The 15293-nt window shown below is 72.3% G+C and carries 14 protein-coding genes and 5 pseudogenes; 7 read left to right on the top strand and 12 right to left on the bottom strand.

Annotated features, from left to right (window positions below; genetic code table 11):
• Positions 1–126 precede the first annotated feature (126 nt).
• The 8 genes and pseudogenes from G5V59_RS22095 to G5V59_RS37395 form a co-directional block, all read right to left on the bottom strand.
• Positions 127–1137 (bottom strand): annotated as a pseudogene (locus G5V59_RS22095) (aldehyde dehydrogenase family protein); the annotation flags it as partial.
• 61 nt (positions 1138–1198) lie between these two features.
• Positions 1199–2533: pseudogene (gabT, locus tag G5V59_RS22100) on the bottom strand (4-aminobutyrate--2-oxoglutarate transaminase).
• Between the two features lie 143 nt (positions 2534–2676).
• A pseudogene (locus G5V59_RS22105) lies at positions 2677–2832 on the bottom strand (aldehyde dehydrogenase family protein); the annotation flags it as partial.
• A 105-nt stretch (positions 2833–2937) separates the two neighbouring features.
• The gene (locus G5V59_RS22110; protein ID WP_278257882.1) at positions 2938–4629 is read right to left on the bottom strand and encodes an aldehyde dehydrogenase family protein; all 1692 of its coding nucleotides are present in this window, start codon (positions 4627–4629) and stop codon (positions 2938–2940) included.
• 117 nt (positions 4630–4746) lie between these two features.
• Complete coding sequence (locus G5V59_RS22115; RefSeq protein WP_278257883.1) at positions 4747–4932, bottom strand: hypothetical protein; 186 nt, start codon at positions 4930–4932, stop codon at positions 4747–4749.
• Positions 4925–6145, bottom strand: coding sequence for an extracellular solute-binding protein (locus tag G5V59_RS22120; RefSeq protein WP_278257884.1), 1221 nt, complete (start codon positions 6143–6145; stop codon positions 4925–4927). Before G5V59_RS22120 ends, G5V59_RS22115 begins: the two co-directional genes overlap by 8 nt.
• Before the next feature lie 737 nt (positions 6146–6882).
• Positions 6883–7173, bottom strand: coding sequence for a TOBE domain-containing protein (locus tag G5V59_RS22130; protein WP_341351282.1), 291 nt, complete (start codon positions 7171–7173; stop codon positions 6883–6885).
• The gene (locus G5V59_RS37395) at positions 7062–7967 is read right to left on the bottom strand and encodes an ATP-binding cassette domain-containing protein (RefSeq protein WP_341351003.1); all 906 of its coding nucleotides are present in this window, start codon (positions 7965–7967) and stop codon (positions 7062–7064) included. Before G5V59_RS37395 ends, G5V59_RS22130 begins: the two co-directional genes overlap by 112 nt.
• Before the next feature lie 86 nt (positions 7968–8053).
• Here G5V59_RS37395 and G5V59_RS22140 point away from each other — a divergent pair, with 86 nt between their 5' ends.
• The 3 genes from G5V59_RS22140 to G5V59_RS22150 all read left to right on the top strand — a co-directional run bounded on the left by G5V59_RS22140 (position 8054) and on the right by G5V59_RS22150 (position 9588).
• On the top strand, positions 8054–8299 hold the full coding sequence (locus G5V59_RS22140) for a hypothetical protein (RefSeq protein WP_278257885.1): 246 nt from the start codon (positions 8054–8056) through the stop codon (positions 8297–8299).
• Positions 8236–8832: a hypothetical protein gene (locus tag G5V59_RS22145; protein WP_278257886.1), complete on the top strand. Its 597-nt coding sequence runs from the start codon at positions 8236–8238 to the stop codon at positions 8830–8832. Before G5V59_RS22140 ends, G5V59_RS22145 begins: the two co-directional genes overlap by 64 nt.
• Positions 8833–9024: 192 nt before the next feature.
• Positions 9025–9588 (top strand): hypothetical protein, encoded by a 564-nt coding sequence (locus G5V59_RS22150; RefSeq protein ID WP_278257887.1) that lies wholly within the window; start codon positions 9025–9027, stop codon positions 9586–9588.
• 4 nt (positions 9589–9592) lie between these two features.
• On the opposite strand, the gene G5V59_RS22155 is transcribed toward G5V59_RS22150, so the two are convergent.
• A complete protein-coding gene (locus tag G5V59_RS22155; RefSeq protein WP_278259995.1) occupies positions 9593–10384 on the bottom strand; it encodes a deoxyribonuclease IV in 792 nt (263 codons plus the stop codon).
• Between the two features lie 214 nt (positions 10385–10598).
• Between G5V59_RS22155 and rpsF the strand changes: the two are divergent.
• The 4 genes and pseudogenes from rpsF (at position 10599) to rplI (ending at position 12363) form a co-directional block, all read left to right on the top strand.
• Positions 10599–10887 (top strand): annotated as a pseudogene (gene rpsF / locus G5V59_RS22160) (30S ribosomal protein S6).
• Between the two features lie 121 nt (positions 10888–11008).
• Positions 11009–11582: pseudogene (locus tag G5V59_RS22165) on the top strand (single-stranded DNA-binding protein).
• A gap of 69 nt (positions 11583–11651) precedes the next feature.
• A complete protein-coding gene (gene rpsR, locus G5V59_RS22170) occupies positions 11652–11888 on the top strand; it encodes a 30S ribosomal protein S18 (protein ID WP_038682917.1) in 237 nt (78 codons plus the stop codon).
• A gap of 28 nt (positions 11889–11916) precedes the next feature.
• On the top strand, positions 11917–12363 hold the full coding sequence (gene rplI, locus G5V59_RS22175; RefSeq protein ID WP_278257888.1) for a 50S ribosomal protein L9: 447 nt from the start codon (positions 11917–11919) through the stop codon (positions 12361–12363).
• A gap of 425 nt (positions 12364–12788) precedes the next feature.
• Here the strand turns inward: rplI and G5V59_RS22180 are convergent, their stop codons facing one another.
• From G5V59_RS22180 to G5V59_RS22190, 3 genes are read right to left on the bottom strand one after another with little or no spacing between them, the layout of a single operon-like run.
• Positions 12789–13625, bottom strand: a complete 837-nt coding sequence (locus G5V59_RS22180; protein ID WP_278257889.1) for a hypothetical protein — start codon at positions 13623–13625, stop codon at positions 12789–12791.
• Positions 13622–14116: an MATE family efflux transporter gene (locus G5V59_RS22185; RefSeq protein ID WP_341351283.1), complete on the bottom strand. Its 495-nt coding sequence runs from the start codon at positions 14114–14116 to the stop codon at positions 13622–13624. The genes G5V59_RS22180 and G5V59_RS22185 overlap by 4 nt, the downstream gene beginning before the upstream one ends.
• Positions 14023–14814 (bottom strand): MATE family efflux transporter, encoded by a 792-nt coding sequence (locus G5V59_RS22190; RefSeq protein WP_278257890.1) that lies wholly within the window; start codon positions 14812–14814, stop codon positions 14023–14025. Before G5V59_RS22190 ends, G5V59_RS22185 begins: the two co-directional genes overlap by 94 nt.
• Positions 14815–15293: the final 479 nt, after the last annotated feature.

Raw genomic sequence — 15293 nt, forward strand, 5'->3', positions numbered from 1 at the left:
CTGGAGGCGGCCGGCGTAGACGTAGGCCGCGAGGCCGTACTCGGTGCCGTTGACCCAGCCGAGCAGGCTCCTCGGTGTCGGTCCAGGTGACGACCGGTGCGACCGGGCCGAAGATCTCCTCCTCCAGGATCGCCGCGTCCGGACGGACCCCCGTGAGCAGCGTCGGGGGTAGAACGTGGCGCCCTCGGGGGCGGTGGCGACGGCGGCGACCTCGGCGCCCTCCTCCTGCGCGGACCGCACGAGCCCGGCGACCTTGGCCGCCGCGGCAGCGGTGATCATCGGGCCGACCTGGTTCTTCTCGTCGCTCGCGGGGCCGACCCGCAGCGCGGCGACCTCCTCGCCGAAGCGGCGCACGAAGGCGTCGGCGACGTCGGCGTGGACGTAGAACCGGTTGGCCGCGGTGCAGGCCTGGCCGCCGTTGCGGAACTTCGCGATCATCGCCCCGGCCACGGCCGCCTCGACATCGGCGTCGGCGGTCACCACGAAGGGAGCGTTGCCGCCGAGCTCCATGCTCGCGTTGAGGACCCGGTCCGCGGCCCGGTGCAGCAGCACCTTCCCGACCCCGGTCGAGCCGGTGAAGGAGATCTTGCGGACCCGCTCGTCGGCGAGCCAGGTGCCGACGACCTCCGCCGCCCGGGTGGTCGGTACGACGGACACGACCCCCGCGGGCAGACCCGCCTCCCCGAGCAGCCGGGCGACCGCGATGGCCGTCAGAGGCGTCTCCGCCGCGGGCTTGAGGACCACCGTGCAGCCGGCCGCGAGGGCGGGGGCGATCTTGCGGGTGGCCATCGCCGCGGGGAAGTTCCACGGCGTGACGAGGGCCGCCACGCCCACCGGGCGGCTGGTGACGAAGGTGCGCGCGGCGCCCGACGGGGCGAGGCCGTAGTCGCCGTCGCCGCGGACCGCCTCCTCGGAGTACCAGCGGAAGAACTCCGCCGCGTAGGCGACCTCGGCCCGGGCGTCGGCCTGGGACTTGCCGTTCTCGGCGGCGATGAGGGCGGTCGACTCGTCGGAGGCGGCGAGCAGCGCGTCGTACGTGCGCCGCAGGAGACTCGGCCCGGTCGCGCGGACTGGTGGCGGCCCAGCCGGGCAGGGCCGCGGCGGCCGCGTCGACCGCGGCGCTCGCCTCGGCGACACCGGCGTCGGGCAGACTCGGCCAGGACCGCGCCGGTGGCCGGGTCGTCGACGGCGAAGGTGCTCATCGGGTCTCCTCGAAGATCGCCTCGAGCACGTCGAAGGCCTCGTCGAGCAGCGCGTCGGGGATGTCGAGCGGGGGCAGGAAGCGCAGCACGTTGCCCCAGGTGCCGCAGGCTGAGCACGATCAGGCCCCGGGCGTGCGCGGTCGTCGCGACCCGGCGGGTCAGGTCGGCGTCGGGCGCGAGGGTGCCCGGCTCGACCAGACTCGACGGCGATCATCGCGCCCCGGCCGCGGACCTCGCCGATGCGCGGGTCGACCGCCTGCAGGGCGGTGAGCCGCTCGGTGAGCCGGGCGCCGATGTCCCGCGCCCGAGCGACCAGCCCGTCGGCCTCGATCGCCTCGATCACGGCGAGCGCGGCGGCGCAGGCGACCGGGTTGCCGCCGTAGGTCCCGCCGAGACCGCCCGCGTGCGGGGCGTCCATGATCTCGGCGCGGCCGGTGACCGCGGCCAGCGGCAGGCCGCCGGCGATGCCCTTGGCCGTCACGATCAGGTCCGGTACGACGCCCTCGTGGTCGCACGCGAACAGGTCGCCGGTCCGGGCGAACCCGGTCTGCACCTCGTCCGCGACGAAGACCACGCCGTGGTCGCGGCACCACTGCTCCAGGACCGGGAGGAAGCCGGGCGCCGGCGCGACGAACCCGCCCTCGCCCTGGATCGGCTCGATCACCACGGCGGCGAGGTTGCCCGCGCCGACCTGCTTGTCGATCACGTCGATGGCGCGCGCGGCCGCGGCCGGCCCGCTCAGGCCCTCGTCACGGAAGGGGTAGGACATCGGCGCGCGGTAGACCTCGTTCGCGAAGGGCCCGAAGCCGTGCTTGTAGGGCATGTTCTTCGCGGTCATCGCCATCGTGAGGTTCGTGCGCCCGTGGTAGGCGTGGTCGAAGACGACCACGGCCTGGCGGCGGGTGTGCGTGCGGGCGATCTTGACGGCGTTCTCGACGGCCTCGGCACCGGAGTTGAAGAGCGCCGAGCGCTTCTCGTGCTCGCCCGGGGTGAGCCGGTTCAGCGCCTCGCAGACCTCGACGTAGCCGTCGTACGGCGTGACCATGAAGCAGGTGTGGGTGAACGCCTCCGCCTGCCGGGCGACGGCCGCGGCGACCCGCGGGTGCGCGTTGCCGACCGTGGTGACGGCGATGCCGGAGCCGAGGTCGATGAGCGAGTTGCCGTCGACGTCGAGCAGCACGCCTCCGCCCGCCGCCACGGCGTAGACGGGCAGCATCACGCCGATGCCGCCGCTGACCGCCGCCTCCTTGCGGGCGTGCAGGCTCGAGCGACTTCGGGCCGGGGATCGCGGTGACGAGGCGGCGTTCGGGGGACGGGGCGGTGTCGGGCACGGTGCGTTCTCTCTGGGGTGGGGGTGGTTCAGACGGTGCGGACGAGCTTCTTGTTCACGAACTCCTCCATGCCGTAGCGGCCGAGTCTCGCGGCCGAAGCCGGAGCGCTTGACGCCGCCGAAGGGGAGCTCGGCCGCGTCCGGGCCGACGCCGTTGACGAAGACCATGCCGGCGTCGATCTGGTCGGCGACGCGCTGCGCCTGCGCGGGGTCGGGCGTGAAGACGTAGGAGCCGAGTCCGTAGGGGGTGTCGTTGGCGATCCGCACCGCCTCGTCCTCGTCGGCGGCCTTGAAGACCATCGCGACCGGGCCGAACAGACTCCTGGCGGTACGCCGGGTTGTCGGTCGTCACGCCGGTGAGCACCCCGCTGGGGTGGAAGGCGCCCTCGCGCTCGCCGGTGCGGGTCAGCGCGGCGCCTCCGGCGATCGCCTCGTCGACCTGCCGGTCCAGGTTCTCGGCGGCGGCGACCGACGACAGCGGGGGAGGCGGGGGAGGCCTCCAGCAGGGCCGCGGTGAAGCGGGAGACGAAGTCGTCGTACAGGCTCCTCGACGACGATGAACCGCTTGGCGGCGTTGCAGGCCTGGCCGGTGTTCTCCAGCCGCGCGGCGACCGCGGCCTCGACGGTGGCGTCGAGGTCGTCGCTGCCGAGCACGACGAAGGGGTCGGAGCCGCCGAGCTCCAGGACGCACTTCTTGAGGTTCCGGCCGGCGATCTCCGCGACGGCCGCACCGGCCCGCTCGGAGCCGGTGAGCGAGACGCCCTGCACGCGCGGGTCGGCGATCACCTCGGCGACCTGCTCGTTGGTGGCGTAGACGTTGACGTAGGCGCCCTCGGGGAAGCCGGCGTCGAGGAAGATCCGCTGCAGCAGCGCCGCCGAGCGCGGGCACTGCGGCGCGTGCTTGAGGACGATCGTGTTGCCGGTGGCGAGGTTCGGGGCGGCGAACCGGGCGACCTGGTACGCCGGGAAGTTCCACGGCATGATCCCCAGCAGCACGCCGACCGGCCGGCGGCGGATGACGGCGTTGCCCGTCGAGCCACCTCCGAGCTCGATCGGCTCGTCGGCGAGGAAGGCCTCGGCGTGGTCGGCGTAGTAGCGATAGATGTCGGCGCAGAACTCGACCTCGCCCTCGGCGTCGGCCAGCGGCTTGCCCATCTCCTCCACCATCGCGGCCGCGAGGCTCGTCGGTCCGCTCGAGGTGCAGACTCGGCGACCCGGTGCAGCAGCGCGGCCCGGTCGGCGACGGCGGAGGTCCGCCCCCAGCCGGCGTACGCCGCGGCGGCGAGGTCCACCGCGGCGCGGACCTCGGCGTCGGTGGCGGTCGGGACGGTCTCGACCAGGCTCTCCGGTGGCGGGGTTGCGGACGGCGTACTGCACGGGGTCGGTCATGGGGTGCTCCTGTTCGGTGGGGCTCAGCGGACGGGGTCGACGTCGGAGGACAGTCGCTGTGCGAGCCAGACGGGGACGATCGAGAAGAGGATGAGGACGACCGCGACGACGTTGACGACCGGTGCCTGGTTCGGGCGGAACATGTTGTTGAGGATCCAGATCGGCAGGGTGTTCGCACCCCCGCCGGCGGTGAACGTCGTCACGATGATCTCGTCGAAGGAGAGCGCGAAGGCGAGCATGCCACCGGCGAGCAAGGCCGAGCGGAGCCTGCGGCAGGGTGACCAGCCGGAAGGTGGTGAACACGCCCGCGCCCAGGTCCGCCGAGGCCTCTTCCAGGCTGGTGCCGAGCCGGCGCAGCCGCGCCTGGACGTTGTTGAAGACGGTGACGATGCAGAAGGTCGCGTGCGCGATCACGATCGTCCACAGCGACAGGTCGATCCCGAGGATCCCCTTGAAGCCGTTGTTGAGCGCGATGCCGGTCACGACGCCGGGCAGCGCGATCGGCAGGATCACCAGCAGGTTGACGGTGTCCTTGCCGAAGAAGGCGTAGCGCTGCAGGGCCAGGGCGAGCAGGGTGCCGAGCACCAGCGCGACCAGCGTCGCGATCGCACCGACCTGAAGGCTGGTCACCAGCGCGTCGCGGGCACCGCTGCTGTGCCAGGCGCGGTCCCACCACTCGAAGGTGATCCCGTCCGGCGGCCAGGTCATCGACTGGCTGGGGTTGACCGAGTTCGCGACGACGACGAGCAGCGGCAGGTAGATCAGCGCGAGGACGCCGAAGGTGAGGGCGGCGAGCGTCCAGCGGGACGCGGAGCCTGAGTCGCATCAGAGGTTCTCCAGGGCGCCGGTACGACGGATCGCGGTCAGCAGCACGAGCATCACCACGATCGGGATCATCGCGATGGCGGCCGCGAGTGGCAGGTTGTTGGCCGCGCCGGCGTTGACGAAGACGAGGTTGCCGAGCATCTGGCTGGTGCCGCCGACGATGTTGACGGTGATGTAGTCACCCATGGTGAGCGAGAAGCCTGAAGATCGCGCCGGCCACGATGCCGGGCACGAGCAGCGGCATGACGATGGTGCGCACGACGGTGCGGGTCGGCGCGCCGAGGTCGCCGGCGGCCTCCAGCAGCGAGTCGGGGACCCGCTCCAGGGCGGCGAAGATCGGCAGGATCACGTAGGGCAGCCAGATGTAGGCCTGCGCGATGACCACCGCGGTCAGCCCGTAGCCCGGCGTGCCGAGGCCGGACCACTCCGCCAGGCCGCCCTCGGAGAGCACCACCCGCCAGGCGAACACCTTCACCAGGTACGACGCCCACAGCGGCGTGAGCACGGCCACGACGAGCATCCGGCGGGCCCGCGGCGAGGCCACCTTGGCCATGTAGAACGCGATCGGCAGCGCGATGGCCACGTCGATCACGGTCACCGCGAGGGCCACCCCGACCGTGCGGACGGTGACATTGCGGTAGACCTCGTTCTCGAGGATCGTGCGGAAGTTCTCCAGCGTCCAGGTGCGGTCGATCTCGCTGCTGAGGCTGTCGACCGACCAGAAGGCGGTGATCAGCAGCGCGGCGAGCGCGACGACGTACACCAGGACCATCCACGCGAGCGGCGCGGACAGCAGCAGGCTCAGCCGGAGCCACACCCAGCGGTGCAGCAGGCGGGAGGCCGGCCGGGCGGCCGGCCCCCGCAGTGCGGGGGCCGGCGCCGGGTCAGTCACGGTGGAGGCCATGGTCAGCCCTTGATCTCCGTCCACGCCTGCGTCCACTGGGCGTAGTCGGTGCACTCGACGTCGGTGCGGCCGTCGAGGCACTTCTTGATGGGCGTGCGCCAGAACCAGAGCCTTCTTGGCGTACTCCTCGTCACCGGCGTGGAAGGTCGCGCAGTGCTGAGGGTCGGTCGTCTTCTCGCACGCCTGCGGGCTGTTCGGCGCCTCGCCGAAGTACTCCGTCGCCTGGGCGTTCGCCTCGGGGCTGAGGATGTAGTCCATCCACGCGTAGGCGCAGTTGGGGCTCTTCGCCTGCGAGGACAGCATCCAGGTGTCGTTCCACGCGGTGGCGCCCTCCTCGGGGAGCGTCACCTCGACGTCCTTGTCCTTGATGTTGTTCTTAATGACCTGCCAGGTGGTGCCGACGACGGAGTCGCCGGTCTCGAAGGCCTGGATCTCCTTGAGGTAGTCCGACCAGTACTCACCGACGTACTGACGCTGCTCCTTGAGCAGGGCCACGGCCGCGTCGAGTCTGCTTCTGGTCGAGCGCGTAGGGGTTCTCGATGCCCAGGTCGGGCTGGGTCTTCATCAGGTACAGCGCGGCGTCGGCGATGTAGATCGGCGAGTCGTACGCCGTGACCTTGCCCTTGTTCTTCGCCAGCCTGGGTCTTGTCGAAGACCGCGCTCCACGACGTGGGCGCCGGGTTCACGTTCTTCTTGTTGAACATCAGCAGGTTGGCGCCGTAGCCGTGCGGGACGCCGTAGTTCTTGCCGTCCTGGGAGTTCCACTCGGTGTCCTTGAGGAAGTCGTAGACGTTCTCGTAGTTGGGCACCAGGTCGGTGTTGATGGCCTGCGCCTCGTCGGAGGCGATGAGCCGCAGCGACAGGTCGCCGGAGGCGGCGATCACGTCGTACTCACCGGACTTGGCGAGGTTGAGCGCCTCGTCGGAGGTGCCGTAGACCTTGCTCGTCACCTGGCAGCCGGTCTTCTTCTCGAAGGCGGAGACCCAGTCGACCTTCGGGTCGTTGCTGCCGTCCTCGACGTAGCCCGGCCAGGCCAGGATCGAGACCTTGCCCTCGAACTTGCCGAGCTTCTCGACGGCCTCGGTCTTCTTGTCGTCGTCGCTGCCGCAGGCAGCCAGGACGGAGACCGACACCAGGGACAGGCAGGCGAGCGCCGCGCGGCTGCGCCGGAGGGTGGATTTCATGGAGATCTCCGCTTTCTTTCGGGGGTGGTGGTGCGGGAGCCTGCGGGGTCAGGAGGAGAGCAGCACGACGTCGGCGCGCGCGAAGCGCACCGTCACCCGGTCGCCGCGGTGGTCGCCGTCGGCGCGCTCGTCGAGGGAGGCGGTGGACTGCTCCAGGGCGACCAGGTCGAGCCCGTCGTCGGTGCGCAGGTGCACCCGGTTGCCGGTGCCGAGGTAGATCGTCTCGGTCACGACCGCGCCGATCCGGACCTCGCCGGGACCGGCCTGGCCGCCGTCGCCGGCGGGCGAGAGTCGCAGCCGCTCGGGGCGGATCGCGTGCTCGGCGGCGACGCCGAGCAGCCGCTCGGAGGCCGCGGCGTCGAGGAGGTTGGTGGTGCCGACGAACCCGGCGACGTACGCCGAGGCGGGCTGCTCGTAGATCTCCTGCGGGGTGCCGAGTCTGCTGGATCCGCCCCGCGTCGAAGACCGCGATCCGGTCGCTGAGCGTCAGCGCCTCCTCCTGGTCGTGGGTGACGAAGACGAAGGTGATGCCCAGGCTCGCGCTGGAGCCTGCTTGAGCTCGACCTGCATCTGCTCGCGCAGCCTTGAGGTCGAGCGCGCCGAGCGGCTCGTCGAGGAGCAGCACCCGCGGCTCCAGCACGATCGCCCGGGCCAGCGCGACCCGCTGGCGCTGGCCGCCGGAGAGCCTGGGTGGGCCGCCGGGTGGCGAGGTGGCCCAGGCGCACGGTGTCGAGCGCCTCCTGGGCCCTGGCCCGGCGCGCGGCCTTGCCCGTCCCGCGCACCCGCAGCCCGTAGCCGACGTTGTCGAGGACGCTCATGTGCGGGAAGAGCGCGTAGTCCTGGAAGACGGTGTGCACGTCGCGCTCGAAGGGCGCGCTGCGGGTCACGTCGACGCCGCCGAGCTCGACGGTGCCGTCGGTGGCCTGCTCGAAGCCGGCGACGAGCCGCAGCACGGTGGTCTTGCCGGAGCCGGACGGGCCGAGCATCGAGAAGAACTCGCCGTCGGCGATGTCGAGGTCGACGCCGTCGACGGCGGCCACGTCACCGAAGTGCTTGACGAGGCCGCGCAGCCGGATCGCCGGCGTCGCGGTGCCGGCAGGGGCGTCGGCCGAGGGGGCGGTGGCTTGGGTCACACCGAAAACATATGATCCCAGAGGTTATATGTCTAGAGTCGTCCCTGTAACGTTTCCGTGACGCGATCGGCCGGGTGGGAGGCCGGGTGGGAGGGGACGGCGATGGGCACCACCGCACGCCACGGCACCCGCACCCGCAACGCGATCTTCGCCCCGCTCGAGGAGGTCGGCCGGGCCACCCGGGTCGAGCAGCGTCTCGCCGACGCGATCCGCTCCGGCGTGCTCCGCGACGGCGAGCGGCTGCCCAGCGAGGCCGAGCCTGGCCGCCATGCTCGGCGTCGCCACCGTCACCGCCCGCGAGGCGCTGGTCGCACTGCGCGCCCAGGGCCTGATCAGCACGGTGCGCGGGCGCAACGGCGGCAGCCTACGTCACCCGCGCCCGGCTCCACGACCCCGAGGCTCAGGCCGAGCGGCTCGCGGCGATGTCGATCGTCGAGCCTGCACGACCGCGGCACCCTGCACGTCGTGCTGCTGTCCGGGTGCGCCGAGGTCGCCGCCGAGCGTGCCGACGGGGGGGACGTCGACGTGCTGGCGTCGCTGCTGCCCGCGGCCGAGGACACCGACCCCGGGCACTGGCGGCACGCCGACGCCGAGCCTGTACCTCTCCCTCGCCGCGCTCAGCCAGTCCGCCCGGATGACCCGTCAGGTGGTCGCCCTGGAGGCCGACTTCGGGGCCCTGCTGCGCCAGCCGCTCGGTGTCCCGGAGTTCCAGGAGTTCACCCGCGGCTGCCACGAGGAGCCTGTTCGCCGCGCTGCGTGCCCACGACGGGGCGGCGGCTCGCGGCGCCGTACGCCGACAGGCTGGGGGTGCGCTCGACGAGCTCGCGCTGCTCCGGGCGTCCCAGCGATGAGGCGGCTTCCTTGACACGCGGGCCGTCGTGCCTTTCCGTAGCAGACGGGGACCGGTCCGCCCGGGCCCTCGGAAGGAGAAGTGCCATGGGGTCGTTGCTGGTGGAAGGAGCCTCGCCGGCCGCGGTCGCCTGTGCCCGCGAGATCGAAGACTACTTCGGCAGCGTGGTCGCGGAGCCTGGACCACCTGCGCGACGGGCTCACCGGGGTGCTCGGCCGCGAGCGGCTCGCCGCCGCCGACGTGGTCGAGGCGGCGTACCCGCTCACCCGGGACCTGCTCGGCCGGCTCCCGCTCTTCGGCGGCGGCTTCGTCGCCGCGCCCGGCTTCCTCGCCGACCATCACCTCTACCTCGCCTGGTGGCAGGGCGAGGAGCAGCAGCTGCTGGCCCAGTCGACGGTCTCCGGCTCGGGCGACCCGCTCGACTACAGCCGCTTCGAGTGGTTCCGCACGCCGCTGGAGACCGGCCGCGCGCACGTGACCGGTCCGTTCGTGGACTACGTGTGCAGCGACGAGTACATGCTCACCACCACCGCACCCGTCTACGTCGGCGGCGAGATGGTCGGCGTGGTCGGCGCCGACACCCTGCTCGACACCTTCGAGTCGCTGATGCTCGGCGCGGTGCGCGAGGCGGGCGCGACGGTCGTCAACCAGGCCCGTCGGGTGGTGCTCTCCGCCGACCCGCGGATCCCGCCCGGCCGGCTGGTGGAGCCGGCCGAGTTCGCCGGCACCATCCCCTGCGGGGACCTGCCGCTGACCGTGCGGGTGCCCTGAGCGCTCAGACCCGTTCGCGCAGCCAGGCGAAGTCGGCCGTGTGCTCCGCGGCACCGCCCGGCGTCTCGCACACGACCGGCGCGCCGGCGTCGCGCACCACCTGGGCGAGCAGGTCCGGGTCGATCTGCCCGGCACCGAAGTTGGCGTGCCGGTCGGCGCCGGAGTCGAAGGCGTCGCGGCTGTCGTTGGCGTGCACCAGGTCGATGCGACCCGTGATCGCGCGGACGTCGTCGACGATCGTCTCCAGCGCGTTCCCGCCCGCGTGCGCGTGGCAGGTGTCGAGGCAGAAACCCACCATGTCGGCGCCCTCGGCGCTGGCGATCGCGTCCCAGGTGCCCTTGATCCGGTCGAGGTAGCGGGTCATCGCGTTGGTGCCGCCCGCGGTGTTCTCGATGAGCAGCGGGATCTTGAGGTCGGTGGCCTCGATCGCCTTGCGCCAGTTGTCGAAGCCCTTGGCCGGGTCGTCCTCGTCGGTCACGTGCCCGCCGTGCACGATCAGCCCTTTCGCACCGAGTACCGGCGGCGGCGTCCATGTGCTGCTGGAGCAAGCTTTGCGGCTGGGGATGCGCTGACGGTTGTTGGTCGTGGCGACGTTGATCAGGTACGGCGCGTGCACGTAGAGGTCGACGCCGGCCTCCTCGGCCGCGGCCCTGAGCGCCGCCGCGCCGCCCTCGTAGGCGAGCACGGGACCCTTGTAGGACTGCGGGTTGCCGAGGAAGAACTGCACGAGCGGGGCGTTGCGGGCGACGGCCTCGGCGATCGGGTCGGTCTGGTCGACGTGGGCTCCGATGCGCAGGCTCGCTCATGACCTCCACTCTAGGAGTGCCCGGGGACAGCCCGGCTCGGCCCGGGCTCGATTGGGTGAGCGGCTCGTCGAGGGGTTAACCTCTCCTGTCCGGTGCCGACAGGCGCCGTACGTCCGTCTGCCCGGGCCGAACCGGTGCGGACATGCAGAGCCCTCCTGCCGCGGAGAGTCCGTGGCCGTCAGTCCAGAGGAGGTGGAGACCGCTTTGCGCAACTACGAAGTCGTGGTCATCCTCGACCCGAGCCTCGACGAGCGGACGGTTCAGCCGTCGCTCGACAAGTACCTGAACGTCGTCCGCAACGACGGCGGCACCGTCGACAACGTCGACGTGTGGGGCAAGCGCCGTCTGGCGTACGAGATCAAGAAGCACGCCGAGGGCATCTACGCCATCGTCAAGGCTCACCGCCGCGCCGGCGACCGTCGACGAGCTCGACCGTCGGCTGACGCTCAACGAGTCCGTGCTTCGTACCAAGGTCCTGCGCCCCACCGTCTGAGGCGCACGACCCGTGCCTGTGGAAGACGGCTGTTCAATGTCGTCGGCAGCAGACACGATGGGGGCCGTTGCCCGGGACTGACCCGGGCGGGCCACTCGAACCCACTCACCAGGAGACCACCATGGCTGGCGACACCGTCATCACCGTTATCGGCAACCTGACCGACGACCCGGAGTCTGCGTTTCACGCCCTCCGGCGCCGCGGTTGCCAACTTCACGGTGGCGTCGACCCCGCGCACCTTCGACCGGCAGACCAGCGAGTGGAAGGACGGGGAGACCCTCTTCCTGCGCTGCTCCATCTGGCGGCAGGCGGCCGAGAACGTCGCCGAGTCCCTCCAGAAGGGCATGCGCGTCATCGCCCAGGGCCGGCTCGTCTCGCGGTCCTACGAGGACCGTGAGGGCCAGAAGCGCACGGTCAACGAGCCGCAGGTCGACGAGGTCGGCCCGTCGCTGACCTGGGCGACCGCCAAGGTCACCCGCGCCAACCGCTCCGGCGGTGGTGGCGGTGGTGGCTACGGCGGCGGCCAGCAGGGTGGCGGCGGCTACGGCGGCGGCCAGCAGGGTGGCGGTCGTCCCGCGGGCGGAGACCCGTGGGGCAGCCAGCCCTCCGGTGGTTCCAACACGGGCGGCGCAGCGCCGGCCGGTGACCCCTGGGCAGCCCCGGGCGTCTCCGGTGGCGACGAGCCCCCGTTCTGAGCAACAACACATCAACCATTCCGGCCGCCCTTTGACTGAGGCGGCCGGGCTCTGAGGAGGAGCACCACAATGGCGAAGGCAGTCGTCCGCAAGCCGAAGAAGAAGGTTTGCCAGTTCTGCAAGGAGAAGGCCACCGGTGTCGACTACAAGGACACCGCCCTTCTGAAGAAGTTCATCTCCGACCGGGGCAAGATCCGTGCCCGTCGGGTGACCGGCAACTGCGTCCAGCACCAGCGGGACATCGCGATCGCGGTGAAGAACGCCCGTGAGGTCGCGCTGCTGCCCTACACCTCCGCTGGCCGCTGAGCCCGGTAGAGAAGGAGAGCCTGAACTCATGAAGATCATCCTGACCCAGGAGGTCGAGAACCTCGGCGCCGCCGGCGACGTGGTGGAGGTCAAGGACGGCTACGGCCGCAACTACCTCATCCCGCGCGGCTTCGGGATCCGCTGGACCCGTGGCGCCCAGGCGCAGGCCGACTCGATCAAGGCCGCGCGCTCTGCGCGTGCCGTGCGCGACGAGGCGCACGCCGCCGAGATCAAGGCCAAGCTCGAGGGCGGCCCGGTCGACGTCAAGGTCAAGGCCGGCCAGGGCGGCCGACTGTTCGGTGCGGTCACCCCCGCCGACATCGCCGCCGCGCTCGGTGAGGCCGCCGGCGAGTCGATCGACAAGCGGACCATCGTCCTCGGCAACCCGATCAAGTCGCTGGGCAACCACGCCGTGTCGGTGAAGTCGCACGACGACGTGTCCGTCGCGGTGACCCTGAACGTGATCCCGGCCTGACCGGTTCACTTCTGCGGCGTGGCCGGACCCTCCGGGGCCCGGCCACGTGGCATTTTGGGGTTGTCCTTCCCCGACTTCCCCAGGAGTGAAGATGCGACTGCGTCGCCTCTGGCCCGCCGCCGTCCTCGTGCTCGCCCCCGTCCTCGCCGCGTGCGGTGACGACGGCAAGCCCGACGCCGAGCCCACCCCGTCGGCCACGCCGACCTCCGAGGCGCCGACCCCGACGCCCACCGAGACCCCGACGCCGTCGGCCACCGCGACCACGACGGTCCCCACCGCGGAGCCCACCTCGAGCACCCGGCTGCCCACCTGCGACCTGCTCACCGACGGCGACGTGTCCAAGGCGCTCGGCGAGACGGTCGCCACCGGGAAGCCCGCCGGAGCCGGCACCTGCACCTTCACGGGCAGCACCGTCACGGTGAAGGTCACCGTGCGCGACGCCGGCCCCTGCATCCAGCCCGACGACAGCGACGGCAACGTCGAGCCCAGCGACGTCGCGGGCGCGAAGACCTCGTGGTGGAAGACCAGGCTCCGCCCCGCCGCTCGTCGCCCTGCAGCGCGCGTGCAGCAAGGAGGCGAACGTCGACGTCGACCTCGCCTACTCCACCCCCAGCTACGAGGGCGACCCGTCGGCCGGCAGCGCCCAGACTCGCCGGCCTGGTGCTGGCCAGCCTGCAGGGCTGAGCCTCCGCCACCGTCAGGAGTCGGTGCCGGCGGGCGTCTCGGGCTCCGGGGCGCCCGCCCACCGCCGCCCGGCGAAGACGAAGCAGAGGACGACGAGAGCGATCTGGACGGCCTGGGCGAGCGCCTCGCCCGTCGTACCGACCTCGGTCCAGCCGGCCCCGAACGCCAGCGGCGGCGCGGCCAGCACGAAGAGCAGGGCCAGCCCGGCGATGCTGAAGGCGCTCGCGCCGGCCGTCGAGCGTGCCCGGAGGGCGGCCTGGCTCAGGCTCGTGGCAGAGCAGGGCGAAGAACCCGAAGCGGGGTACGTCGGCGAACCAGCCCAGCGACGGGTCCGTCTCCAGCCACCGGGCCACCGCCGGCACCACGATCGCGATCGAGAAGCACAGCGCGAGGACGCCCACGAAGCGCAGGGTGCCCAGCCGGCGCGGGTCGAGCGCCGGGCCGAGGCCGTGGAGGCCGACCAGCACGAGCACCCAGCCGAGCGGGTCGGGCAACGGGTCGAAGGTGCCGACCGGCGCGTCCACCGGGCCGAGCGCGAGCAGCACCAGGCCCAGCGCGACCGCGTGCAGCGGCTTCACGCCGCTGCCCCGGTGACCAGCCACGCCTCGCTGCGCGCCCGGCGGACCAGGGTCACCAGCCGGCCGCCGATGAAGAGCGCGCCGAAGGCCACCCACACCCCGGCCAGTCCCGCGCCCAGCGCACTCGTCAGCAGCACGACCGGAGCGTAGCCGCCGAGCACCACGAGCCCGGCCCGGGCCAGGTACCGGCCGTCACCGGCACCGATGAGCACGCCGTCGAGCACGAACACCACGCCGGCCGCCGGCTGAGCGGCCGCGGCCACCAGCAGCACCGGCACCAGGGCGTCGCGCACCGCGTCGTCGGGGGTGAACAGGGCGCCCAGCCACGGGCTGCTCGCGGCCAGCAGGACGCCGGTGACGATCCCGCTGCGCACGCCCCACTGCACCATCCGCCGGGTCACCGCCCGGGTCGCGGCGATGTCGCCCGCGCCGAGGTGGCGCCCGGTGATCGCCTGGGCGGCGATGGCGATCGCGTCGAGGACGTAGGCCAGGAAGGCTCCAGAGCGTCAGCGCCAGCCTGGTGGGTCGCGATCGGCACGGCGTCCCCGGCCGCGCTGCCCGCGGCGAGCACCACCGCCCAGGTGGTGACGAGCAGCGAGACGCGCAGGGTGAGCGTGCGGACCAGGAGCGGGACGCCGGCCCGCCCGGCTGCTCGGATGCCCGCCCGGTCCGGGCGCAGCGAGGCGCCCTCCCGGCGGGCCGCGCGGACCACCACGACGGTGAGCGCGAGCGCCATGCCGGCCTGGGCCAGCACCGAGCCCAGGGCGGAGCCGGCCAGCCCCAGGCGCGGGAGCGGCCCGGCGCCGTACACGAGGGCGAGGTTGAGGGCGAGGTTGGCGGCGTTGCCGAGCACGGCCACGACCAGCGGGGTCCGGGTGTCCTGGAGGCCGCGCAGCACCCCGGTGGTCGCCAGGACCAGGAGCAGCGGGGTGATGCCCACCGCCCCCACCCGCAGGTACGTCGCCGCGGCGTCCTCGACCCCGCCCGAGGCCCCGAACAGGCTGACCAGCGGGTGCGCCAGCAGGCTGGTCACGGCGGTGACCGGCACGCCGATGACGCCGGCCAGCCACAGGCCGTCGATGCCCTGGGCGAGGGCCGCCCGGCGGTGCCCGGCGCCGAGCCGCCGGGCCACCCCGGCGGTCGTGCCGTAGGCGAGGAAGACGCACAGCCCGACCACGGTGGTGAGCACGGTTCCGGCGAGCCCGAGCCCGGCCAGACTCCCGGGTGCCGAGGTGGCCGACCACGGCGGCGTCGCCGAGCAGGAAGAGCGGCTCGGCGACCAGTGCCAGGAAGGCGGGGACGGCGAGCCGGGCGATCTCCCGGTCGAGAGCGCGGGCGCTCACGGGCGCCGGTCCCGAGCCGGTCCCGGGACCGGTGGAAAACTCGTGATCAGTTGTGGAAACACTGCGAGGCGGAGGGGTTGACCGGCGGTCACCGGGGCAGCCCCGGGCGGACGGCCGGGTGACGCCCAGGTGAACGGAATTCCTCCGTACCTATTTCCCGTGCACACCTGTGGAACAGTGTTTGCGCAGGTCAGAGGCCACATCGCGGTGTCCCGCCGTGCTGCTTCCACAAGTTCCTCCCCAACCCGTGCACACCTTCGTCGCGTGTCGTCCACGTCCACCACCGAGTTATCCCCAAGGCTTGTGGATAGGCCGGTGGCGCCAG

This window comes from Nocardioides convexus, from assembly GCF_011090295.1.

What these genes read in the sequence shown, in the direction of transcription:
- rplI (WP_278257888.1), top strand. Translation starts at nt 11,917, where the DNA reads ATGAAGATCATCCTGACCCAGGAGGTCGAGAACCTCGGCGCCGCCGGC.
- G5V59_RS22110 (WP_278257882.1), bottom strand. Translation starts at nt 4,629, where the DNA reads ATGACCTGGCCGCCGGACGGGATCACCTTCGAGTGGTGGGACCGCGCC.
- rpsR (WP_038682917.1), top strand. Translation starts at nt 11,652, where the DNA reads ATGGCGAAGGCAGTCGTCCGCAAGCCGAAGAAGAAGGTTTGCCAGTTC.
- G5V59_RS22145 (WP_278257886.1), top strand. Translation starts at nt 8,236, where the DNA reads ATGCTCGGCGTCGCCACCGTCACCGCCCGCGAGGCGCTGGTCGCACTG.
- G5V59_RS22115 (WP_278257883.1), bottom strand. Translation starts at nt 4,932, where the DNA reads ATGGGTGACTACATCACCGTCAACATCGTCGGCGGCACCAGCCAGATG.